Source organism: Serinicoccus chungangensis (assembly GCF_001483745.1).
Taxonomy (GTDB): Bacteria; Actinomycetota; Actinomycetes; order Actinomycetales; family Dermatophilaceae; genus Ornithinicoccus; species Ornithinicoccus chungangensis_A.
In genome coordinates this window covers 189,293-211,072 of the sequence record NZ_LQBL01000027.1, presented here as the reverse complement: position 1 = coordinate 211,072, position 21,780 = coordinate 189,293, and the positions used below count along the sequence as shown (strand labels likewise).

The 21,780-nt window shown below is 73.4% G+C and carries 22 protein-coding genes; 10 read left to right on the top strand and 12 right to left on the bottom strand.

Annotation, left to right across the window (positions count from 1 at the left end; translation table 11 throughout):
* Positions 1-60: 60 nt before the first annotated feature.
* The 3 genes from AVL62_RS17815 to AVL62_RS08070 all read left to right on the top strand — a co-directional run bounded on the left by AVL62_RS17815 (position 61) and on the right by AVL62_RS08070 (position 1,901).
* Positions 61-531, top strand: coding sequence for a phospholipase D-like domain-containing protein (locus tag AVL62_RS17815; RefSeq protein WP_235585596.1), 471 nt, complete (start codon positions 61-63; stop codon positions 529-531).
* Positions 532-608: 77 nt separating this feature from the next.
* Positions 609-1,433 carry an aldo/keto reductase gene (locus AVL62_RS08075; protein ID WP_058891123.1) on the top strand — a complete coding sequence of 275 codons (825 nt, stop codon included), beginning with the start codon at positions 609-611 and terminating at the stop codon, positions 1,431-1,433.
* Positions 1,434-1,541: 108 nt separating this feature from the next.
* On the top strand, positions 1,542-1,901 hold the full coding sequence (locus tag AVL62_RS08070; protein WP_058891122.1) for a single-stranded DNA-binding protein: 360 nt from the start codon (positions 1,542-1,544) through the stop codon (positions 1,899-1,901).
* A gap of 1 nt (position 1,902) precedes the next feature.
* On the opposite strand, the gene AVL62_RS08065 is transcribed toward AVL62_RS08070, so the two are convergent.
* Complete coding sequence (locus AVL62_RS08065; RefSeq protein WP_058891121.1) at positions 1,903-2,961, bottom strand: acyltransferase; 1,059 nt, start codon at positions 2,959-2,961, stop codon at positions 1,903-1,905.
* A gap of 80 nt (positions 2,962-3,041) precedes the next feature.
* On the opposite strand from AVL62_RS08065, the gene AVL62_RS08060 reads away from it, so the two are divergent.
* Together AVL62_RS08060 and AVL62_RS08055 are read left to right on the top strand one after the other, a co-directional pair.
* Complete coding sequence (locus tag AVL62_RS08060; RefSeq protein WP_058891120.1) at positions 3,042-3,917, top strand: D-hexose-6-phosphate mutarotase; 876 nt, start codon at positions 3,042-3,044, stop codon at positions 3,915-3,917.
* Positions 3,914-5,392 carry an AI-2E family transporter gene (locus AVL62_RS08055; protein ID WP_058891119.1) on the top strand — a complete coding sequence of 493 codons (1,479 nt, stop codon included), beginning with the start codon at positions 3,914-3,916 and terminating at the stop codon, positions 5,390-5,392. The genes AVL62_RS08060 and AVL62_RS08055 overlap by 4 nt, the downstream gene beginning before the upstream one ends.
* A 65-nt stretch (positions 5,393-5,457) precedes the next feature.
* On the opposite strand, the gene AVL62_RS08050 is transcribed toward AVL62_RS08055, so the two are convergent.
* Positions 5,458-5,640, bottom strand: coding sequence for a CsbD family protein (locus tag AVL62_RS08050; RefSeq protein ID WP_058891118.1), 183 nt, complete (start codon positions 5,638-5,640; stop codon positions 5,458-5,460).
* Between the two features lie 117 nt (positions 5,641-5,757).
* Between AVL62_RS08050 and AVL62_RS08045 the strand changes: the two genes are divergently transcribed.
* The gene (locus AVL62_RS08045; protein WP_058891238.1) at positions 5,758-7,146 is read left to right on the top strand and encodes an MFS transporter; all 1,389 of its coding nucleotides are present in this window, start codon (positions 5,758-5,760) and stop codon (positions 7,144-7,146) included.
* Positions 7,147-7,215: 69 nt separating this feature from the next.
* Here AVL62_RS08045 and AVL62_RS08040 read toward each other — a convergent pair whose 3' ends face one another.
* From AVL62_RS08040 to lnt, 4 genes are all read right to left on the bottom strand, one after another.
* On the bottom strand, positions 7,216-7,575 hold the full coding sequence (locus AVL62_RS08040) for an RNA polymerase-binding protein RbpA (RefSeq protein ID WP_058891117.1): 360 nt from the start codon (positions 7,573-7,575) through the stop codon (positions 7,216-7,218).
* A gap of 231 nt (positions 7,576-7,806) precedes the next feature.
* Complete coding sequence (locus tag AVL62_RS08035; RefSeq protein ID WP_058891116.1) at positions 7,807-8,355, bottom strand: FxsA family protein; 549 nt, start codon at positions 8,353-8,355, stop codon at positions 7,807-7,809.
* Positions 8,352-9,152, bottom strand: a complete 801-nt coding sequence (locus tag AVL62_RS08030; protein WP_058891115.1) for a polyprenol monophosphomannose synthase — start codon at positions 9,150-9,152, stop codon at positions 8,352-8,354. The genes AVL62_RS08035 and AVL62_RS08030 overlap by 4 nt, the downstream gene beginning before the upstream one ends.
* Positions 9,153-9,161: 9 nt before the next feature.
* A complete protein-coding gene (gene lnt / locus AVL62_RS08025) occupies positions 9,162-10,682 on the bottom strand; it encodes an apolipoprotein N-acyltransferase (protein ID WP_058891114.1) in 1,521 nt (506 codons plus the stop codon).
* A 442-nt stretch (positions 10,683-11,124) separates the two neighbouring features.
* On the opposite strand from lnt, the gene AVL62_RS08020 reads away from it, so the two are divergent.
* Positions 11,125-12,597, top strand: coding sequence for a KamA family radical SAM protein (locus AVL62_RS08020; protein ID WP_058891113.1), 1,473 nt, complete (start codon positions 11,125-11,127; stop codon positions 12,595-12,597).
* Positions 12,598-12,752: 155 nt separating this feature from the next.
* Positions 12,753-13,250 carry a Cys-tRNA(Pro) deacylase gene (gene ybaK, locus AVL62_RS08015; RefSeq protein ID WP_058891112.1) on the top strand — a complete coding sequence of 166 codons (498 nt, stop codon included), beginning with the start codon at positions 12,753-12,755 and terminating at the stop codon, positions 13,248-13,250.
* 45 nt (positions 13,251-13,295) lie between these two features.
* On the opposite strand, the gene AVL62_RS08010 is transcribed toward ybaK, so the two are convergent.
* Together AVL62_RS08010 and AVL62_RS08005 are read right to left on the bottom strand one after the other, a co-directional pair.
* Entirely contained in the window at positions 13,296-13,760 is a 465-nt protein-coding gene (locus AVL62_RS08010; RefSeq protein WP_058891111.1) for an Lrp/AsnC family transcriptional regulator, read from the bottom strand.
* 10 nt (positions 13,761-13,770) lie between these two features.
* Positions 13,771-14,025: a hypothetical protein gene (locus tag AVL62_RS08005; RefSeq protein ID WP_058891110.1), complete on the bottom strand. Its 255-nt coding sequence runs from the start codon at positions 14,023-14,025 to the stop codon at positions 13,771-13,773.
* A gap of 35 nt (positions 14,026-14,060) precedes the next feature.
* Between AVL62_RS08005 and AVL62_RS08000 the strand changes: the two genes are divergently transcribed.
* Entirely contained in the window at positions 14,061-15,029 is a 969-nt protein-coding gene (locus tag AVL62_RS08000; protein WP_058891109.1) for a 5'-3' exonuclease, read from the top strand.
* A gap of 49 nt (positions 15,030-15,078) precedes the next feature.
* Positions 15,079-15,717, top strand: coding sequence for a phosphatase PAP2 family protein (locus tag AVL62_RS07995; protein WP_058891108.1), 639 nt, complete (start codon positions 15,079-15,081; stop codon positions 15,715-15,717).
* A gap of 33 nt (positions 15,718-15,750) precedes the next feature.
* Here the strand turns inward: AVL62_RS07995 and AVL62_RS07990 are convergent, their stop codons facing one another.
* From AVL62_RS07990 to tatC, 4 genes are all read right to left on the bottom strand, one after another.
* A complete protein-coding gene (locus tag AVL62_RS07990; RefSeq protein ID WP_058891107.1) occupies positions 15,751-16,956 on the bottom strand; it encodes an acetyl-CoA C-acetyltransferase in 1,206 nt (401 codons plus the stop codon).
* A gap of 205 nt (positions 16,957-17,161) precedes the next feature.
* Positions 17,162-20,086 carry a DEAD/DEAH box helicase gene (locus AVL62_RS07985; RefSeq protein WP_058891106.1) on the bottom strand — a complete coding sequence of 975 codons (2,925 nt, stop codon included), beginning with the start codon at positions 20,084-20,086 and terminating at the stop codon, positions 17,162-17,164.
* Positions 20,087-20,101: 15 nt separating this feature from the next.
* Positions 20,102-20,989, bottom strand: a complete 888-nt coding sequence (locus tag AVL62_RS07980; protein WP_058891105.1) for a diacylglycerol/lipid kinase family protein — start codon at positions 20,987-20,989, stop codon at positions 20,102-20,104.
* On the bottom strand, positions 20,986-21,762 hold the full coding sequence (gene tatC, locus AVL62_RS07975) for a twin-arginine translocase subunit TatC (RefSeq protein WP_058891104.1): 777 nt from the start codon (positions 21,760-21,762) through the stop codon (positions 20,986-20,988). Before tatC ends, AVL62_RS07980 begins: the two co-directional genes overlap by 4 nt.
* Between the last annotated feature and the right edge of the window lie 18 nt (positions 21,763-21,780).

Here is a 21,780-nt window from a genome sequence, read left to right as displayed (position 1 = left end):
GCCGTCCGGGCCAGGGTTCCCGACCGAGCCCAACTGCGGCAGTTCGTGGCCCTCGTGCACATGGCGCGGGAGCGGGTCGCCATCACCAGCCCCTACTTCGTCCCCGACGAGGCCCTGCTGGCGGCGATCACCAGCGCCGTCTACCGGGGCGTGCACGTCGAGCTGTTCGTCGGTGAGGAGGCCGACCAGTTCCTCGTCGGCCACGCGCAGCGCTCCTACTACCAGGTGCTGCTCGAGGCCGGTGTCGTCATCCACCTCTACCCGGCCCCGACGGTCCTGCACGGCAAGTACCTCACGATCGACGACCGGGTGGCGGTCATCGGGTCCAGCAACATGGACTTCCGCTCGTTCGCGCTGACCTACGAGATCATGCTGCTCGCCTTCGGTGGCGACCTCGTGGCGCGGCTGCAGGAGAACGACGAGGCCTACCGGCAGGCGTCCCGGGTGCTGACCCTGCAGGAGTGGACCGGGCGGCCGTGGCACCAGCGCTACGTCGACAACGTCTGCCGGCTCACGTCCGCGCTCATGTGACCCGGGCCGGTGGTGGGCCCACACCGCAGGACTCGCCACCGGCTGCGGTAGGGCCGCCGGCGGCCTAGCGTGAGGGCATGCACACCCTTCCTGACGGCACCACGCTCCCCCACGTCGGCTTCGGCACCTACCCGCTGCGCGGCGAGGAGGGCATCACGGCGATGGTCTCCGCCCTCGAGGCGGGCTACCGCTACCTCGACACGGCGGTCAACTACGAGAACGAGCGTGAGGTCGGCGAGGCATTGCGTCGCAGCGGGCTGTCCCGCGACGAGGTGCTGGTGGCCACCAAGATCCCCGGCCGGGCGCACGCGCGAGGCCCCGCCATCGAGACCCTGGAGCAGTCGCTGGAGCGGCTCGGGCTGGAGCGGGTCGACGTCGCGCTGGTGCACTGGCCCAACCCCTCGCAGGGCCGCTACGTCGAGGCGGTCCAGGCCCTGCTGGAGTGCCGGGATCGAGGGCTGGTCCGGTGGGTCGGCACGAGCAACTACACCCGGACCCACCTGCAGGAGGTCGTGGAGGCGACCGGTGAGACGCCGGTGCTCAACCAGGTGGAGTGCCACCCCCTCTTCCCGCAGGAGGACCTGCTGGAGGTGCACCGGGGGCTCGGGGTCCTCACCCAGGCCTGGAGCCCCCTGGGCAAGCGGCAGGCGCAGTACGACGCGGAGGCGGTGGCCGGCCCCGCCGAGCGCCTCGGCGTCACCCCCGCCCAGGTCATCCTGCGCTGGCACCTCCAGCGGGGGGTGATGCCGCTGCCCAAGTCCGAGACGCCGGAGCGCCAGCGCGCCAACCTGGACGTGCTCGACCTCGAGCTCACCGACCAGGAGGTGGCCGCCATCACCGCCCTGGGTCGACCGGACGGCCGGCTCTTCGGCGGGGACCCGGAGACGCACGAGGAGATGTGACTCCCGGGCTCCGCCCGGCCGTCCACACCCTCCCCGCCAGGTGGCCGTCCGTCCACAGATGCGGCTCGCCCCCTCCCCCACGTCCCGCCCACCGGTCAGGGTGGACCCATGACGAGCACACCGGCGGCACCGGCCAACGAGGTGCACCTGCGCGGGCGGGTCAGCGGCGCCCCGACGCAGCGGGAGCTGCCCAGCGGCGACGTCGTGGTCCAGCTGCGGGTCGTCGTGGCCCGGACGCAGCGCCGCGGCCGAGGGTCGGCGTCCGCGTCGGCACAGCGCGTGGACACCATCGACGTGTCCTGCTGGAGCGCCCGGGCGAGGGCCGCCGCGCTGCGGCTCGAGGACGGCAGCGGCGTGGAGGTGACCGGCGCCCTGCGTCGGCGCTTCTTCCGGACTAGTGCCGGGGCTGCCTCCCGCTACGACGTCGAGGCGACCTCGCTGCGCGCGGTGCCGCTGCCGGTGCCGTGACTCACAGCACGCGCCGCACCCCTGGGACCCGCCGTCCCAGGAGCGCCAGGACCGTCGTCACCGCCGCGACCACGACGAAGCGCGCCAGCAGGACCGGCCACGGCGCCACCGGGGCGCCCAGCACGCCGGTGTCCGTCCCGACCAGCAGGACGAGGAAGTGCAGGGCGAAGATGCCGAGGGTGGCCCGCCCCACCGGGTCCACCACCACCATCACCCGGTCCGACGTCAGCACCGACAGGGCGCCTCCCGGCGCGAGCAGCGCCTGGGCCAGCAGGTAGACCGCGACGGACAGCGCCGCGACCGTGGGCGAGTAGTAGTGGGCACCTGCCCAGTCCTGCAGCCAGGTGGGCGCGGCCGGGTTGGACCACTGCCAGGTCAGCAGGACCGACAGCGCGGCGACGACGAGCACCAGGACGAGGAGCAGGCGGTCGGGCACCCGCACCCCGCGCAGCGCCCAGCCGGTCAGGTACGCGCCGAGGTAGGGCAGCCACCACGTCCATGCGGCGTGCGTCACGCCGACCGGTTCCCCGCCCGGCCCCAGCGGCCAGAGGGACAGGACCGGGACGGAATACGCCCCCGCGGCGGCCACCAGCCAGGCGCGACGTCCGGTCCGGGCCAGCCATGGCACGAGCAGCGGGGTCAGCAGGGACAGCCCCAGGACGATCCAGAGGAAGTACAGGTGCGGGGCGACCTCACCGACCAGGACGCGCTGCCCGGCCTCGCCCGGTCCCGCCCACCACCCGGGACGGGTCAGCGAGAGGTAGACCACGTAGACGAGGTTCCAGACCACCACGGCGGGCACCAGCCGCCGGACGCGTCGACGCAGGAACTCCCCCGCCCCGGGGTAGCGCGCCGGGTCGAGGGCCAACGCGCCCGAGACCATGACGAAGACGGGCACGACCCACAGCAGCGGGAGGTCCAGCGCCCGGGCCACCCACCCGTCCACCAGGTCGGTCTCGCCCTGCGCCCCCGCGGTCGCGGTTGCCCCGACCGTGTGGATGAGGACCACGCCGTAGACCGCGAGGCAGCGCAGCCAGCTGATCCACGCGGTGCCTCGCATGGGGGTCAGCCTCTCACCGGTCCGGTGACCCCGACGGATCCTGGGGCAGGGCCCGGCCGACGCGCCGTAGCCTGTGCCGTATGCCTTCCGCCACGCCGCCGACCCCGCGCACCGCCGTGCGCGGCACCTCACGTCTCGTCGCCTACGACTTCGGGGCCCACCTGAGCACCTGGGAGCTGGACGGCCGGCCCGTGGTCTGGTGCAGCGAGGCGGCCGTCCTCGACGGCAGCAAGGCCATCCGGGGCGGGGTGCCCGTCTGCTTCCCCTGGTTCGCGGCCGGCCCCGACGGCGACCTCTCGCCCAGCCACGGCGTGGCCCGTACGGCGACCTGGCGCCGTGCCGGGACCCGCGACCCGGAGCTGTGGGCCTGGACGCTCACCGACGAGGACGTCGCCGGCTCGGCCGGCGTGGAGCACCTGCCCGGCCCGTTCCGGCTGCGGTACGCCGTCTCGGTGCCGACCCCGGTCGAGCACCCGTCCCTGCGACTGGACCTGGAGGTCACGAACCCGGGTGCCGCGGTGCTGCCGGTCGAGGCCGCGCTGCACACCTACCTGGCGGTGCACGACGTGCGGCGGACCGAGGTCCTCGGCCTGGAGGGGGCGGGCTACCTCGACAAGACCACCGGCCGACGCGGCCACCTGCCGGGGCCGATGCGCATCGAGGGCCCGACCGACGCCGTGGTCGACTCCCCCGGCCTCCCCCACGTCGAGGTGGTCGACCGGGACCGTCGGCTCGTCCTGGAGGCCCACGGCAGCACGCAGACGGTCGTGTGGAACCCGGGAGCCGAGCAGGCCGCGGAGATGAGCGACCTGGAGGACGACGACTGGCGCGGGTTCCTCTGCGTGGAGACCGCGGCCACCGGTGACCACGGCCTGCGGGTCCCGCCCGGCGCGACGCATACCGTGGGGTGCACGATCACCGTGCACGACCGCAGCGCGGACCGGAGGAGACGATGAGCGCCCAGGACCAGCCCGGGCCGGACCAGGACGAGGACGCGCCCTCCCTCGACACGGACCCCGACCCCGGCCTGCAGCCGCCGCACGCCCAGCCCGCGGACCCCTCCCCGGAGCAGCCTGAAACGGAGCCGGGCGGGGACGCGCCCGCTCCGCCGACCGTGGACCGCGGCGACCTCATCCTGCAGGGGCTGCGCAGCGCGGCCGCCTGGTCGTGGCGCTTCCTGCTCGTCGTCGCCGCGGTCGCGGTCGTGCTCTACCTGCTCGGGCGGGTCTGGGTCGGGGTGCTGCCGATCATCCTCGCGCTCATCGTCAGCTCCGTGCTGTGGCCCTTCGTGCGCTGGCTCCGTCGGCACCGCTGGCCGGCCGGGCTTGCCGCGGCCACGGTGCTGGTGACGGCGCTCGGCATCTTCAGCGGCATCGTCGCCGCCATCGCCCCGGGGGTGGGTACCCAGCTGCGTCAGGTCGCCGACAACGTCACCGAGGGGGCCGACATCGTGCTGGAGTGGCTCTCCGGTCCCCCGGTGAACCTGCAGAGCGAGCAGCTCGACGACTACGTCGACCGGGCCACCGAGTGGCTGGAGTCCCGGGCCAGCGTCCTGGCCGAGGGTGCCCTGTCGACGCTGACCACCGTCGGCTCCATCCTGGTGACCACCGTCCTGGTGCTCGTGCTCACCTTCTTCTTCCTCAAGGACGGGCACCGGTTCCTGCCGTGGCTGCGCAAGTCCGTGGGGCGCACCGCCGGTCTGTACCTCACCGAGGCGCTGGCGCGGGTGTGGGTGACGCTCGGTGGCTTCCTCCGGGCCCAGGCCGTCGTCGCCGCCGTCGACTCGGTCTTCATCGGCCTCGGACTGGTCCTCCTCCAGGTGCCCCTGGCCTTCGCCCTCGCCGTCATCACCTTCTTCCTGGCCTTCATCCCCATCGTCGGTGCCTTCGTCGCCGGTGGCCTCGCGGTGCTCGTCGCCCTGGTGTCGCAGGGCTGGGTCACAGCCCTGTGGGTGCTGGTCATCGTCGTGGTGGTCCAGCAGGCGGAGAGCACCTTCGTCGCGCCCCTCATGCACAGCCGCGTCATGTCGATGCACCCGGTCGTGGTGATCCTGGGCGTCGCGGCCGGCGGCACCCTGTGGGGGGTCCTGGGCGCGTTCCTCGCCGTGCCCGTGCTCGCCTCGGCGCTGACCCTCATCAGGTTCGGCAGCGAGCACCTGGACCTGCGCACCGGAGAGCTGCACACCGACGACCTGCGCAACATCACCGACGAGGGACGCCGGGCCGCGCAGCGGGCCGAGAGCGCCGCCCCCATCTTCCAGCTGCGGGCGCGCCGGGCCTACCTGCAGGCCAAGGGGGAGCAGGGGGCCGCGCGGGTCGCGCTGCTCGACCGGACCAGCGAGATCGCCGCCTCGCTGCGCGACCGGCTGCTCCCGCCGATCCTGCGCCGGGACCGGGAGGACGGGGACCAGGACGGTCGACCTCAGGCATGACGGACGCCCCCGGCCGTCGGGCCGGGGGCGTCGTCTGGTCGGCGCGGCGCGCCGGACGCGGAGGACTAGCGGGTGGCGTCCTTCCAGGCGTCCTTGGCGTTCTCGCCGGCCTGCTTGACGTTGGCGCCGGTCTGGTCGGCCCGCCCCTCCGCCTGCATCTGCTCGTTGTCGGTGGCGTCTCCGACGCCCTCCTTGGCCTTGCCCTTGAGCTCTTCGGCCTTGTTCGAGACCTTGTCTCCGAGACCCATGGTCTGCTCCTTTCCTCGGCAACCCCTTCACCCTCACCCCCGCACGAGGTCGGCGCAACCCGAACCGCCCCCTCGAGCCTCCTCGCTGCGCGACGCGATGTCCCTACGATGGGCGCCATGACTGCTCCCCCGGTGCCCCGGGCCGACCCCGCGTCCGAGCGCACCCGCGCCCACCAGCGCGCCTTCGGGTGGTACGACTGGGCCAACTCCGCCTACGTCACGACCACCGGGACGGTGCTCATCGCGCCCTACCTCACTGCGCTGGCCCGGGCCGACGCCTGCCCGGACCTGGCCGAGGGCCAGAGCTGCGAGCGGATGCTGTCCGTGCTCGGGGTCCCGGTGGCCGTCGGGTCGGTCGCGCCCTACACCATCACCGTGGCCACGCTGGTGTCGGCGGTGGTGCTGCTCTTCGTCGGGGCCGTCGCGGACCGTCATCCCCGTCCGACGTGGCTCCTCGGCGGCCTGGCCTGGGTCGGCGCCGCCGCGGCCGCCTCGATGTTCTTCCTCGACGGCAGCAACTGGGAGCTCGGGGTGCTGCTCATCGTGGTGGCGAACCTGTGCCTGGGGGCCTCGACCGTGGTCTACGACGCCCTGCTCGTGCGGGTGGCCTCCCCCGACGACCGCGACCGGGTGTCGTCGAGAGCCTGGGCACTGGGCTACCTGGGCGGCGGCATCCTGCTGGCGCTCAACCTCGGCCTCATGACCGTCCACGAGTCCCTCGGCATCTCCTACACGATGGCCGTGCGCCTCAACCTGCTGTCGGCCGGACTGTGGTGGGCGGTGTTCACGCTCATCCCCGTCATCGGGCTGCGTCGCATCCGGGGCACCACGGCCACCCCGGTCGAGCGCTCGGCCGGGGTGCTCGGCGGCACGGTCACCCAGCTGCGGGACACCTTCGGCGACCTGCGCGGCTACCCGCACACCCTGCTCTTCCTGCTCGCCTACCTGTTCTTCAACGACGGCATCCAGACCGTCATCTCCTCGGCGAGCCTCTACGGCAGCGAGGCCCTCGGCTTCGACACCAGCCAGCTCATCATCACGATCCTGCTCGTGCAGTTCGTCGCCTTCGGCGGGGCCCTGGTCTTCGGGGTGATCGCCGGCCGGGTCGGGGCCAAGCGCACGGTGCTGGGCGGCCTGGTCATGTGGACGCTGGTGGTGGCCTTCGCCTACTTCGTGCCCACCGGCGCGTTCACGATCTGGCTGGTCTGCGCGGTCTTCATCGGCACCGTCATGGGTGGGACCCAGGCGCTGTCCCGCTCCCTCTACTCCCAGCTCGTCCCCACCGGCAAGGAGTCGGAGTACTTCAGCTTCTACCAGGCGATGGAGCGCGGCACGAGCTGGTTCGGGACCCTCGCCTTCGGCCTCACCTACCAGCTCACCGGGTCCTACCGCCCGGCGATCCTGGTCACCATCGCCTTCTTCGTCGTCGGGGGTCTGATCCTCACCCGGGTCGACATGCGCAAGGGCATCGCGATGGCCGGCAACGAGCAGCCGCGCAAGGTGTGAGCCCCAGGACGCGGTGAGGGCGTGACCCGCGTCCGCGGACCACGCCCTCACCGGCGGGTATGTCGTGCCTCAGGCGCTGCGCTTGCGCCGGGGCTTCTCGCCGCGCATCTCGCGCAGCAGGGCCAGGCGCTCCTCCAGGAGCTCCTCGAGCTCGGGCACGGAGCGCCGCTCGAGCAGCATGTCCCAGTGGGTGCGCTGGGGCTTGGTGGCCTTCAGCTCGGGCTCGGGGCCGTTCTCCAGCTTGGCGTCGAGACCGCAACGGCACTCCCAGATCGGCGGGATCTCCGCCTCGACCGAGAACGGCAGCTCGCTGACGTGCCCGTCCGGGCACACGTAGCGGCTGATCTCCCGGTCGCTGAAGGTGACGCCCTCGTCGCTCTCGAAGGAGAGCCAGCTGAGGTTGGTGCCGCGCAGGGACCTCTCTGCCATGTGTTCCACTCCCATCGTGTCATCGGACACGCGTGATCGTTCGCTGTCGCGTTCGGTGGACGGCCGCCAGACCTGGACCTGTGACCGTCCTGCTGACTGGTGTCAACGTCGACCGACCGCCCCGTGTTCCCCGTCCGTCCGCCGTCCCGGACGCAGCGTGGTGCAGTGGTCGGTGTGCGGGGGGAACATCTCATGATAGCGCTCCCGTCGAGCTGCTGACCAGTCAGCGGCTCAGGGGCCGAGCGGCGGACGTGACTCGCCGTCCCGCGGGGGCGGGTGCTCGTCCACGATCTCGCCGTCGATGACCGTGCCGGCCCCGGGTGGCCGGCCGGCACGGCGACCTCCGGGTCCGACCGGTCCCCCGACCACCGTCAGCGCCCGGCTGGCCACGAGGGCCTGCAGCAGGCGTCGTGCCGCGGGCCGGGTGAAGGGCAGCACGAGGAGGAGCGCCAGGACGTCGCTGACGAACCCGGGCAGGAGCAGCAGCAGCCCGCCGACCGTGAGGAGGATCGCGTCGGTGACCTCGTCGGCCGGCATCCGGCCCGAGCTCAGGGCCTGCTGCAGCGCACGGTAGGTGCGACTGCTCTCGCGCCGGGCCAGCCAGGTACCGAGGACCGCCACCGCGACGACGAGGAAGAGGGTCCACCACAGGCCGATGCTGCGCCCGACCGCGACCAGGACGGCGATCTCGATGAGCGGGAGCAGGACGAGGGCGAGCAGGACCCATCTCAGCACCGGACGGCGCCGGGCGGTGCTGCCGGATGGTGCGGTCGTGCTCACGTGGCCTCCTCGAGGTGGTGCCAACGAGAACGGTCCCGCCCGGCGAGGTGTTCCCTGAGCTGACGCGTCCTGCGCTGCCACGCCCACACGCCCACGAGCACCACGGCCTCCTGGACGATGTCGCCGGTCATCTTGGACGACCCCTCGACCCGTTCGACGAAGGCGATCGGCACCTCCACGACCCGGAGACCGGCCTCCACGGCGCGGCGGGTGAGGTCGACCTGGAAGCAGTAGCCCTGGGAGGCCACGGGACCGGCGACGAGTGCGGTCAGCTGCGGCAGCCGGTAGACCCGGAAGCCCGCCGTCGCGTCGTGGACGTGCAGTCCCAGCGCGAGCCGGGTGTAGGTGTTGGCGCCGACGGACAGCAGCCGGCGGTGCCAGGGCCACCGGTGCACCGAGCCCCCCTGGACCCACCGCGAGCCGATGACCACGTCGGCACCCGGGCCGTGGTCTGCCGCGGCGAGCAGGGCGGGCAGCTCCTCCGGCTGGTGGGAGCCGTCGGCGTCCATCTCCACCACCGCGTCGAAGCCCCGCTGCGCGGCCCAGTCGAAGGCGGCCAGGTAGGCCGGCCCCAGGCCCTCCTTGCCGGGTCGGTGCAGGACGTGGACCCGTGGGTCGACGGCGGCGACCCGGTCGGCCAGCTCCCCGGTGCCGTCCGGGCTCGCGTCGTCGACGACCAGCACGTCCGCCTCGGGGACGGCCTGCCGGACCCGGCGCAGCACGTCGGGGAGGGAGTCGCGCTCCTGGTAGGTCGGGATGCAGACGCAGACGCGGTGCACCGGGCCTCGGGAGGTCATCCGGTCAGCCTAATCGGCGCGGGGACGGCGCCTGACCAGCAGCCCGACCACCACGAGGGCGGCGGCGGCGGGTACCACCCAGGGGCCGGTGGCGAAGGCCGGGGTGAGATCGGTGCGCAGCGGCAGCTCGTCACGGAGCACCGCCTGGGTGAAGAGCTCGGTGGGCTCGTGGACCACCCCGTCCGGGCTGATGAGCCCGGAGATCCCGACGTTGCTGATGTGGACCACGGACCGGCCGTACTCGACCGCGCGGACACGGGAGGTGGCGATGTGCTGCGCGGACTGGTCGCCCTCGCCGAACCACGCGTTGCTGGTGGGGACCACGAGCAGCTCGGCCCCACCGGCGACCACGTCGCGCACGGCCGGGTCGACGACCACCTCGAAGCAGATGCCCAGGCCCAACCGGACCTCGCGGCCGTCGGCGAGCCGCACGTCCATGAGTCCGGGCTCGGTGCCCGCCTCCCAGTCCGGGATGCGGTCGACCCACTCGGACAGGTGGCGCACCAGCGGTCGCAGCGGCATCCGCTCCCCGAACGGGGCGAGGTAGACCTTCTGGTAGGTGTCGTCCACCCCCTCGCCCGGCTGCAGTTCGAGGACCATGTTGCGCGGCGCCTCCCCCGTGCCGTAGGACACCGCCCCGAGCACGACGGGCGCACCGAGCGCGTCGACGCCGGTCATCATCTGCTCCACCGTGGAGGGACCCTCGGACGGGGAGAACGGGTCGAGGTCGCTCGCGCCCTCGGGCCAGATGACGAGGTCCGGTGGTGCGGCCTGCCCGGACGAGACCTCGTCCGCCAGGTCCTCGGTCATCGACGTGTAGCGCTCGAGCATCGTGCCGCGCTCGGCGCTCAGCGTCCGGGTGAAGTCCGGCGGCAGGTCGCCCTGCACGGCCGCCACGTCCAGCGGGTCACCCCCGGTCGGCCGCGGCAGCGCGGCCGGCGCCAGGGTCACCACGGTGGCCACGGCGACGAGCATGGCGGCCCTCGGCAGGCTCCTGGCCGCTCCGCGACCCACCGCCAGCTGGACCGCGCGGGCGAGGAGGCCCCCGACGAGGGCCACGAGGAAGCCCAGGCCGGCGACCGCGACGAGACTCACTGCTCCCAGCAGGGGGCTGTCCGCCTGGCTGAACCCGAGCCGCGCCCAGGGGAACCCGCCGAACGGCGTGACGGAACGGGCATACTCCATGAGCACCCAGGCGGCCGCCCCCACGACCGGCCGGACGGCGCCGGCGCGCTGCAGCAGCGCGAGCAGGCCCCCCAGCGCAGCCGGGTAGAGCGCGGAGGCCATGCTCATCGCCACCCAGGGCATGACGCCCGCGTAGGTGCTGGCCCAGACGAACATCGGGGTGTACCACGTCAGGCCGAGCAGGAACCCCGCGGCCAGCCCGGTCCGGATCCGCGCCCCGGCCGTGGCGGACGCCAGCGCCCCGACGCCCACCACGGCCAGCGGCCAGAGGTCGTGGGCGGGGAAGGCGAGCCACAGGGCGACGCCGCCCAGGAGCGCGAGGAGGAGTCGGAGCGGCCAGGGCACGCCTCCAGCGTACGGACCCCTCCGGACATAGCCGGACCCCGGCACCTTTGGGGCCGGTCCGTACGCGGCTGGCGGCCGGCACGGTCCCGTTGTCTACTCGGTGCTCGGGGCCCTGGCTCCCCCGACGGGCGCGTCGACGCCCGAGGGACAGCACAAGAACGTAGGTGGCCGTGCGACGACTGTCAACATCGCTGTGACCTGCGACGATGCGCGAATTCGCAGGTCAGTCGGGCCGCGGTCCGCGACCTCCTTGGTGAGATCTTTACCGCTTTCCGGCGTGTCGCTCCCGACACGCCGCCGTCGTGTCTGGAAGGTCGGCGTGGCAGGAGCACGTCCCCTGCGCGGGTCGACCTGACTCACTTCATCCGGCCTATGCCGTGTTTGACGAGAAATCCTCCTGCGGGTACTCGCATACGCCGTAAATCATCCGTAGCATGGCGCCATGAGCGCACAGATCGAGCAGCCCTACATCTACCGTCGCCGCGAGCTGGTGGAGCCGGACTGGACCCGCTTCCCCGGCTGGGCCGACGTCACGCCGCAGCAGTGGGCCGACGTGCAGTGGCAGCGGGTCAACTGCGTCAAGAACATCGGTCAGCTGCGGACGGTCATGGGGCCGCTGCTCGCCGAGGAGTTCTACGCCGACCTGCAGCGCGACCAGGAGCAGCGCGCGACCATGTCGATGCTGCTCCCGCCGCAGATGCTCAACACCATGGTCAGCGAGCCGACGTGGGCCGACGGGCGGATGCCGGCCGCGGGAGCCGACTTCACCGCCGCGTTCCTGGCCGACCCCGTGCGCCGCTACATGCTGCCGGTCTTCTCCGACCGGCGCACCGACTGGTCCAGCCACCCCTACGCCACCCGGGACAGCCTGCACGAGCACGACATGTGGGTCGCGGAGGGGCTGACCCACCGCTACCCCACCAAGGTGCTCGCGGAGATGCTCCCCACCTGCCCGCAGTACTGCGGTCACTGCACCCGGATGGACCTCGTGGGCAACTCGACCCCGACCGTCACCAAGCTCAAGCTGGCCGGCAAACCGGTGGACCGGCACACCGCCATCCTGGACTACCTGCGCGCCACCCCGGGGGTGCGCGACGTCGTCGTCTCCGGTGGGGACGTCGCCAACATGCCGTGGAAGAACCTCGAGTCCTGGCTCGACCGGCTGCTCGACATCGACTCCATCCGCGACGTCCGGCTGGCGACCAAGGCGCTCATGGGGATGCCGCAGCACTGGCTGGCCCCGGACACCGTCGAGGGCGTCGGTCGGGTGGCCCGCAAGGCCCGCGAGCGTGGGGTGGGTCTGGCGATCCACACCCACGTCAACGCGGCCCAGTCGGTGACCCCGCTGGTGGCCGAGGCGAGCAAGGCCATGCTCGAGGCGGGGATCCGCGACGTCCGCAACCAGGGCGTGCTCATGCGCGGGGTCAACGACACCTCCGCGCAGCTGCTCGACCTGTGCTTCGCCATGTCCGACGAGGCCATGATCACGCCCTACTACTTCTACATGTGCGACATGATCCCCTTCAGCGAGCACTGGCGGGTCTCCCTGGCGCACGCGCAGCACCTGCAGCACTCCATGCTGGGCTACCTCCCGGGCTTCGCCACGCCGCGCATCGTCTGCGACGTGCCGTTCGTCGGCAAGCGCTGGGTCCACCAGGTCGACACCTACGACACCGAGCGCGGCATCTCCTACTGGCGCAAGAACTACCGCACCTCCATCGAGGGCGAGGACGTCGACGTCACCAGCGCCGAGTACGTCTACTACGACCCCATCGACACCCTGCCGGCCAGCGGCCAGGAGTGGTGGCGCCGGGAGGCTGCCGAGGTGCACGGCACCGACGAGGCCGGCCAGCAGGAGAAGGCGCAGGAGGCCGCCGCGGCCTCCCGCCGGGCCTCGGTGGACCAGCTCGCCTGACCCGACCGGGCGCCGCCCGTGGTTGTCTCCCGGGTAGCCGCGCGCCGTGAATGGTTGTCTCCCGTGTCACCGGGCGCCGTGAAGGGTTGTCTCGCGGGTGACCGGGCGTCGCGAGTGGTTGTCCTCCCGGCGGCGCGACCGCATACCCTCGGTGCGTGGCCAGGAAGAGACCGGGTGGCGGCACCCCGGCGACCCTCGCGCTCGACCGGTCCGGGGTGGCCTACGCGGTGCGGGCGTACGAGCACGACCCCGCGGCGGGGTCGTACGGGCTGGAGGCGGCCCAGGCGCTGGGCGTGGAGCCGGAGCGCGTCCTCAAGACGCTGCTGGTCGAGGGCGAGGCCGGGCTCGGCGTCGGCATCGTCCCGGTGGTGGCCCAGCTCGACCTCAAGGCGATGGCCACCGAGCTCGGGATGAAGAGGGTGTCGATGGCCGACCCCCGGGTCGCCGAGCGCACGACCGGCTACGTCGTCGGTGGGATCAGCCCGCTGGGTCAGAGGAAGCGGCTCCCGACGGTCCTCGACGCGTCGGCGCTGCGGTATGCCGCGGTGCTGGTGAGCGGCGGCAAGCGCGGCCTCGACCTGGAGCTCTCGCCGGCGGACCTCGTCGCGGCGACCGACGCGCGGGTCGCGGACATCGCGCGGGCGCACCGCTGAGGCGGGAGTGCCGCTGAAGGGGAGCCGGGCCCGGCCCGACCCGTGTCAGGGGGTCGTGGGCAGCTCGTGCGGCAGGGCGCCGAGGCGGTCCTCCCACGGCGTGGACAGCACGATCGTCGTGTTCGTGGAGCAGGAGCCCTCCTGCCGGATCCGGCCGAGCAGCTCCTCGAGGTCCTGGGGGCGGGGCACCCGGATGAGCAGGACGTAGTTCTCGTCGCCGGCGACCGACCAGCACGCCACGATCTCCTCGATGTGGGCCAGCCGCTCGGGGATGTCGTCGTCGTCGGAGGGGTCGAAAGGGGTGACCGACATGAGAGCCGTGAGGGGCAGCCCGACCGAGGCGTAGTCGACGACGGCGCGGTAGCCGGTGATGATGCCGCGCTCCTCGAGCCGCTTGACCCGCTGGTGCACCGCCGACGTGGACAGACCCACCTGGCGACCGAGGTCGGCGAAGCTGATGCGACCGTCCTGGGCCAGGACGGTGACGATGTGACGATCCAGCGGCTCCATGGGGGCAACCCTAGTGCTGCCCGCCCCGCCCCTGTCGGTCGCCGACCTCGCCACGCTCGCCGCGCGAGGTCACGAGCAGCGCCACGACCGTCGCGGCGAGCACCAGGGTGGGCAGGCTGAGCCGCAGCACCACCGCGTAGTCGGGTCCCGGCGGCCGGGTCAACGGGTTGTCGCCGGCCGCCGTCTCCCACCACGGCCCGAGGAGGAGGACCGCCGAGACGAGCAGCACCCCGGAGAGGAGCAGCAGAGGGCGTCGCCGAGGCATACCTCACGCTAACCCACCCGACTAGGGTGAGGCCCATGACGACCTCCTCCGAGGCGACCGCGGACGTCGACGTCGCCGCCCCGCAGCTGCTGCTGCTCGACACCGCCTCGCTGTACTTCCGGGCGTTCTACGGGATGAAGGACCTGCGCGAGGCGCCCGACGGGACACCGACCAACGCGGTGCGTGGACTGCTCGACATGATCGCCACGCTGGTGGGCCGCTTCTCCCCCACCCACCTCGCCTGCTGCTGGGACGACGACTGGCGCCCGGACTTCCGCGTGCAGGCCATCCCGTCCTACAAGTCTCATCGTCTGGTCGAGGGTTCCGGTGACAAGGAGGAGGCTCCACCTGAGCTCGAGGTCCAGGTGCCCATCCTGCGGCAGGTGCTGGAGGCGGTCGGCATCCCGGTGCTGGGCGCGCCGGGCTACGAGGCGGACGACGTCATCGGCACCCTCACCGCGCGGCACCACGGACGCCTGCCGGTGGGCGTCGTGACCGGGGACCGCGACCTCTTCCAGCTCGTGGACGACGGTGCGGGCGTCACGGTGGTCTACACCGCCAAGCAGGGCGTGCGCGACGCCGAGGAGATCCACCAGGCCGATCTGCAGCGGCGGTATGCCGTGCCCACCGGTCGCGCGTACGCCGAGATGTCGATGCTGCGCGGGGACACCTCCGACGGGCTCCCCGGGGTCAAGGGGATCGGAGAGAAGACCGCTGCCGCGCTCATCGAGCAGTACGGCAGCCTCGCCGCGCTGCGCGAGGCGGTCGACTCCGGCGACCCGGGCCTGAAGGGAGCGCGACGGACCAACCTCGAGGCGGGAGCGACCTATCTCGATGCGGCGCCGCGAGTGGTCCTCGTCGCCGACGACGCCCCCGTGGCCGACGTACCGCTCACCCTTCCCCGGGAGCTGGCCGACCCCGGGACCCTGCATCAGCTCGTCGAGACCTACGACCTGGGCAACCCGGTCGCACGCCTGCTGGCCGCCCTGGGCATCGCCCCCTGACACCGCCGCGACCCAGGGGCCGCCCAGGTGCCCGTCCTACCGTGGTCGGGTGACGACCCGCACGAGGCCCGACCCGGCGCCCCTGCCGCTCCTCGCCGACGACCCGCGCCCGGTCGGGTGGCCGGTGGGGCTCATGCTGCTCGGCGCCCTCGGCTTCGTGTCCGTCTACGTCGTCGCCGTGCTCAGCACCCGGGGTCAGAGCATCGACACCAGGGCCATGGAGGCCGTGACGGCGACCGGATCCCGGCACGACCTGCTCAGCAGTCTGCTGCCCAACCCCTACCTGCTGCTGGGGGCCGCCCTGGCGCTCGGCGGGCTGGCGCTGCTGCGCCACGTGCGGACCGGGCTCGCGGTGCTCGTCGCGGTGCCGCTGCTGGTGGCCTCCACCCAGGTGCTCAAGGACGTGCTGCCGCGGCCACAGCTCGCCGACCCGTGGGCCATGGCCAACTCCCTGCCCAGCGGCCACACCGGCGCGGCCCTCGCGCTGGCGCTGGCGCTGCTGCTCGTCAGCCCGCGACGCCTGCTGCCTGCGGCGGCGCTGGTCGGTGCCGCCGTCAGCCTCTGGATGGGCGCGCTGGTGGTGCTGCTGGGCTACCACCGGCCCAGCGACGTGCTGGCCTCGGCGCTGCTCGCCGTGGGGGCCGGTGGCCTCGGCCTGCTGGTCCGGGGCGGGCGCCCGGCGCGCTGACCCGCAGCGACCCAGGCTCGACGACGCTCCTGCTCAGCCGACCCGCTCGAAGACCGCAGCCAAGCCCTGGCCGCCGCCGATGCACATCGTCTCCAGGGCGTACCGACCCTCACGCCGCCCCAGCTCGTGCGCCAGGGTCGCGAGGATGCGGGCCCCGGTCGCGCCGACCGGGTGGCCGAGCGAGATGCCGGACCCGTTGACGTTGAGCCGGTCCCAGGTGGACGGGTCGCTCATGCCCCATGCCTCGAGCACGGCGAGGGCCTGCGCGGCGAACGCCTCGTTCAGCTCGACGAGGTCGAGGTCGTCGAGGGTGAGGCCGGCCCGCTCCAGCGCCGCGGCGCTGGCCGGTACCGGGCCGATGCCCATCGTCTCCGGGGCGACGCCGGCGACGGCCCAGGAGCGCAGCGCGAGCATCGGGGTGAGGCCGAGCTCGTCGGCCCGGTCGCGGGTGGTGACGACGCACAGGGCGGCGGCGTCGTTCTGGCCGCTGGCGTTGCCGGCGGTCACCGTGGCGTCCGGGTCCTGACGGCCCATGATCGGACGCAGCCCGGCGAGGGTGTCGAGGGTCGTGTCGGGGCGGATGTGCTCGTCGGTGTCGACCGTCGTGCTGCCCCTGCGGCCGGGGACCTTCACCGGCACGATCTCGTCGGCGAAGCGCCCCTCCCGCTGCGCCGCCGCTGCCACCTGGTGGGAGCGCTGCGCCAGCTCGTCCTGCGCCTCCCGGGAGATGCGGTGCTCGCGCCGGAGGTTCTCAGCCGTCTCGATCATCCCGCCCGGGATCGGGTGGTGCTCGCCGCCGGCCGTGGCCCGGGCGCGGGCGAGCCGGTCGGCGAGCTGGACGTCCGCGCGCACGCCCTGCCGCAGCAGCGCGTAGTGCTCCGCCTGGCTCATCGACTCCGCTCCCCCGGCCACGACGAGTCGGCTGCCGCCGGTGGCCACCTGCGCCGCCGCCGTCAGGACCGCCTGCAGGCCGGAGCCGCACCGCCGGTCGAGCTGCATACCCGGGGCGGAGTCGAGGCCGGTGTTGAGTGCGAGGATGCGCCCCAGCGCCGGGATCTCCCCGGAGGGGTTGGCGTTGCCGACGATCACGTCGTCGACCTGGCCGTCCTGCAGGCCGGTGCGCTCGAGCAGCGCCGTGAGGAGCTGGGTGCCGAGGTCGGCGGCGGACAGCGGTGACAGGCTCCCGAGGAACCCCCCGACCGGGGTGCGCAGGGGCGAGCAGATGACGATCTCGGGCATGGCCGCACTCTAGCCGCGCGTCCGGTGTGCTCGGAGCGCGCGTCCGGTGCGCTCCGACGGCGCGTCCGGTGTGCTCGGAGGGCGCGTCCGGTGTGGTCGGAGGGCGCGTCCGGTGTGGTCGGAGGGCGCGTCCGGTGTGGTCGGAGGGCGCGTCCGGTGCGTCCGGGTGTCGGGGGGCCCGGGGGTGGTGGTGTCGGCTCGCGGGTCAGTCGAGGCGGTCGGCGGCCACGACGCCGCGCAGCATCGCCGCCGAGGCGCGGCGGGCGGTGGCCGCGACGTCCTCGTCCGCGGCGTGGGTGATCTGACCGAGCAGGTCGACGACCTGCTTGGCGCGACGCACGAAGTCCCCGGCCGAGAGGTCGCCCGAGCGCAGCACCTCCTCGAGGCCGCGACCGGAGGCCCAGCGATGGACCATCCAGGTGATGCCGGGGTCCAGCTCGCGGTCGCCGGTGAGGTTGTGGGCGAGCTTGCCGGCCTGCACCTCGGTCCAGATCGAGCCCATCTCCCCCAGCGCCTCGGCCACCTCCACGCTCGGCGTCGGCGGGTCGCCCGGCTCGTCGCCGCGCGACTCGTGGACGAGCGCGGAGACCACCGACGCGAGGTCGGCCGGGCTGAGCCGGCGCCACGTCCCGCGACGCAACGCCTCGGCGGCGACGAGGTCGAGCTCGGTGTAGATCCGGCGCAGCCGCTGGCCCTCCGCGGTCACCTCCTGCCCGTCCTCGCTGAGGTAGCCCATGGCGGACAGCAGGTCGCAGATCCGCTCGAAGGTCGCCGCCAGGGTGTTGGTGCGGTGCGTCACCCGCCGCTGCAGGTCGTCGGTCTCCTTGCGCAGGGTCCACCACCGCGCCGCCCACCGGGCGTGGTCCTCGCGCTCGGGGCAGCTGTGGCAGGGGTGTGCCGCCAGCGCGGCCCGCAGCTCGTCGACCTGGGCCGCCGTCCCCTCGGGTATGCCGTCCCGCCCGCGCCCTGACGACGCCCGCCCGGGCACCGGCTCGTGGACGGTGGAGCGCAGGGCCGCGGCGAGGTCCTTGCGCGCCTTCGGGCTGCGCTCGTTGAACTGCTTGGGGACCGTGAGGGTGCCGATGACCTCGGGCACGTCCCGGAAGCCGGGGATGCTGAGCCGCTGGACCCGGCCGCTGGAGGTGATGACCGTCGGCTCCGGCCCGGTCGGACGCCCCCGCGCCCCCCGGATGACGACCGCCATGGTGCCGTGCCGTCCGCCGTCGAGCTGGATGACCTGGCCGCGCTCGAGGGTCTCCAGCGCCTGCCCGATGTCGCTGCGCCGCTGGGCCTGACGGGTCCGGGCGGCCTTCTTCTCCACCTCGGAGAGCTGGTGGCGCAGCCGGCCGTACTCCCGGAAGTCCCCGCGGTCGCAGACCATGGACTCGGCATACCCCTGCAGGGCCTCGGTGTTGTGCCGGATCTGGGTGGTGAGCCCGACGACGGAGCGGTCGGCCTGGAACTGCGCGAAGCTGGCCTGCAGCAGCTCGTGCGCCCGGTCGCGGCCGTACTGCGCCACGAGGTTGACCGCCATGTTGGAGCTGGGCCGGAAGGAGCTGCGCAGCGGGTAGGTGCGGGTCGAGGCCAGCCCGGCGACGTCCATCGGGTCGGTGCCGCGTCGCCACAGCACCACGGCGTGGCCCTCGACGTCGATGCCGCGTCGCCCGGCCCGGCCGGTGAGCTGGGTGTACTCCGCCGGGGTCACCGGCGCGTGCTCCTCGCCGTTGAACTTGACCAGCTTCTCCAGCACCACCGTGCGGGCCGGCATGTTGATGCCCAGCGCGAGGGTCTCGGTGGCGAAGACCGAGCGCACCTGCCCGGCGGTGAAGAGCTCCTCGACGATCTCCCGGAAGAGCGGCAGCATCCCGGCGTGGTGCGCGGCGTAGCCGCGCGAGAGCCCCTCCACGAAGTCGTGGTAGCCCAGCACGCCCAGGTCGGCGGGGTCGACCTCGGCGACCCGCTCGGCGACCAGCGCCCGGATCGTCTGTCCCTGCTCCTCGGGGATGAGCCGGGTGCCGCGGCCCAGCAGCTGCTGGACGGCGCCGTCGCACCCGGCCCGGCTGAAGATGAAGGTGATGGCGGGCAGCAGCCCGTCGCGGTCGAGCCGGTCGATGACCTGCGCCCGGCTCGCCACACCTCCGGGCAGCGACCCGCGGGAGAACCCGGCCTCTCCCCCGCCGCCGGTGCCGCGGGCGTCGTCGTAGCGACGGGACCGGCCGGTATGCCGCCCGCCCCGCTGGTCCCGCCGGTCGCCCCGGGGGCCCCCCGAGCGTCCCCGCCCGCGCGGCTCCCCCCGCCGGCCGCGGGGACCTCCGGCGTCGTCGCGCCGCCAGCCGCCGTCGGCCCGGGCGGATCGCTCGGCCGCGGAGATGCCCTGCAGCAGCTCGGGGTTGACCCGGGTGGTCCCGTCCACCCCGGGCGCGGCCCGCAGTCCGTCGGTGACGAAGAGGTCGTAGAGCCGCTGCCCGACCATCATGTGCTGCCACAGCGGCACCGGTCGGTGCTCGGACACGATGACCCGCAGCGAGTCGGCGTCACCCCTCCCCCGCACCTGGCGCAGCCAGTCGCCGAACTCCTCGGCGTTGCTCACCGTCGCCGACAGCGAGATGACCTGCACCGACTCGGGCAGGTGGATGATGACCTCCTCCCAGACCGCGCCGCGCCACCGGTCGGCGAGGTAGTGCACCTCGTCCATGATGACGAAGCCGAGCCCGGTCAGGGTGGGGGACGCGGCATACATCATGTTGCGCAGGACCTCGGTGGTCATGACGACCACCGGTGCCTCGCCGTTGATCGAGGCGTCCCCGGTGAGCAGCCCGACGTTGGCGGACCCGTGCCGGGCGACGAGGTCGTGGTACTTCTGGTTCGACAGGGCCTTGATCGGCGTGGTGTAGAACGCCTTGCGGCCGGTCTCCAGGGCGAGCGCGACCGCGAACTCGCCGACCACGGTCTTGCCGGCGCCGGTCGGCGCCGCGACGAGCACCCCGGCGCCGTCCTGGACGGCGTCGATGGCCTCACGCTGGAAGTCGTCGAGCTCCAGCCCGAGGGTCTCGGTGAACCGCCCCGCAGGGGTGGCGGCACGCGCGGCCCGGGCGCGCGAGGCGGCGTAGCGTTCGGCGGGGCTGGGCATGCCACCCAGGCTACGTCAGCCGGGGACGAGGACCCGCAGGCTGGCGGCGTCGACCCGGACGGTCAGGGGCAGCGGCCCCAGCGGTTCGCCGTCGCCGTGGGCGACCACGTCGGCCGGCCCCTCGATCCTCACCTCGTGGGCGCGGGTCACCTCCACCGCCGGGTGCCCGGTATGCCGTCCCGCCCGGAGCGCGCGCAGCACGCCCAGGGCCTGGGCCGGGGTGACGGGGCGGACGAGCACGAGGTCGAGCTCGCCGTCGGCCGGGTCCGCCGCGGGCGCGACGGGCAGGCCGCCGCCGAAGAACGGCATCGACGCGGCGACCACGACGAGGGCGTCCAGCTCGCGGGTGCGGCCGTCGACCGTGAGCCGGTAGTGCAGCGGCGGCTGGCGGCGCAGCAGCGCGATCTCGACCAGCGCCGAGAGCGTGTAGGACGCGGCGCCCAGCCGCCGGGGCATCCCGTTGGCGCGGGCGTTGATCCGGGCCTCCAGCGCCCCGCAGACCGACCCCAGCACCCGCCGCCCCCTCTCGGGCAGGAGCAGCGTGTCGACGGTGCGGGTCCGCCCGGTGAGGAGCACCTCGACGCACCGGCTCGGGTCCCGCGGCAGCCCCAGGCTGCGGGCGTTGTCGTTGCCGGTGCCCGCCGGCAGGATCCCGAGCGCCGTCGCCGTCCCCGCGCACACGTCCGCCCCCAGGCCGACGAGCCCGTCGCCGCCCGCGACGACCAGCACGTCGACCCCGTCGGCCACGAGGGCGGCGCACGCGGCCCGGGCCTGCTCGAGGGTGCCGGCGGTCACCTGGACGACGTCGTGACCGGCCGCGCGCAGGGCACCGGTCGCGGCCTCCCCCACCGTGGCCGCCCCGCCACGGCCGGACCGGCGGCCGTGCACGAGGGCGTACCTCATGTCAGCGGGGTCGCCTCGTCGGGCGAGAGACCGGCATACCGGCCGGGGTTCTTCTTCTCCCGCCGCCGCTCCATGAGGAAGGCGACGCCGACCGCGCACCAGTAGAGCGCGAAGACCGGGCTGGCCATGGCGAGCATCGTCCAGGCACTGGGGTCCGGCGTCATGAAGGCGGAGAAGACGAGGATGCCGAAGAGGACGACCCGCCAGCTGCGCAGCATGAGCCGCGCCGAAAGGATGCCGATCTGGTTGAGCGCGACGAGCACCACCGGCAGCAGGAAAGCCAGGCCGAAGGCGAGCATGAAGTAGAGCCAGAGGGTGAGGAACTCACTCGCCCCGGGGAGGTTGGCGATGCCGTCCGGGGTGAAGCCGAGCAGGATCGCGACGAGGCGCGGGAAGGTGAACGCCGCCAGCGCGGCCCCGGCGAAGAACAGCGGGATCGAGATGAAGAAGTAGGACAGCGCGATCTTCTTCTCGGACCGGGTGAGCCCGGGGAGCAGGAAGCCCCAGATGTTCCAGAGCCAGATCGGGCTGGCGAGCAGGATGCCGCTGAAGATCGCCACCCGCAGCTGCATGGCGAACGGCTCGGTGATGTTCTGGAAGCGCAGCGAGACGGCCTCGTCCCCCCGCTCGGCGGCGACCGCGTCGATGGGGGCGGTGACGACCGAGATGATCTCGTCGTACCAGTACCACCCGACGACCGAGAGCACGCCGATCGCCAGCACGCTGACGGTCAGCCGGTTGCGCAGCTCACGGAAGTGGTCCCCGAGGGACATCCTCCCCTCGGGGTCCTT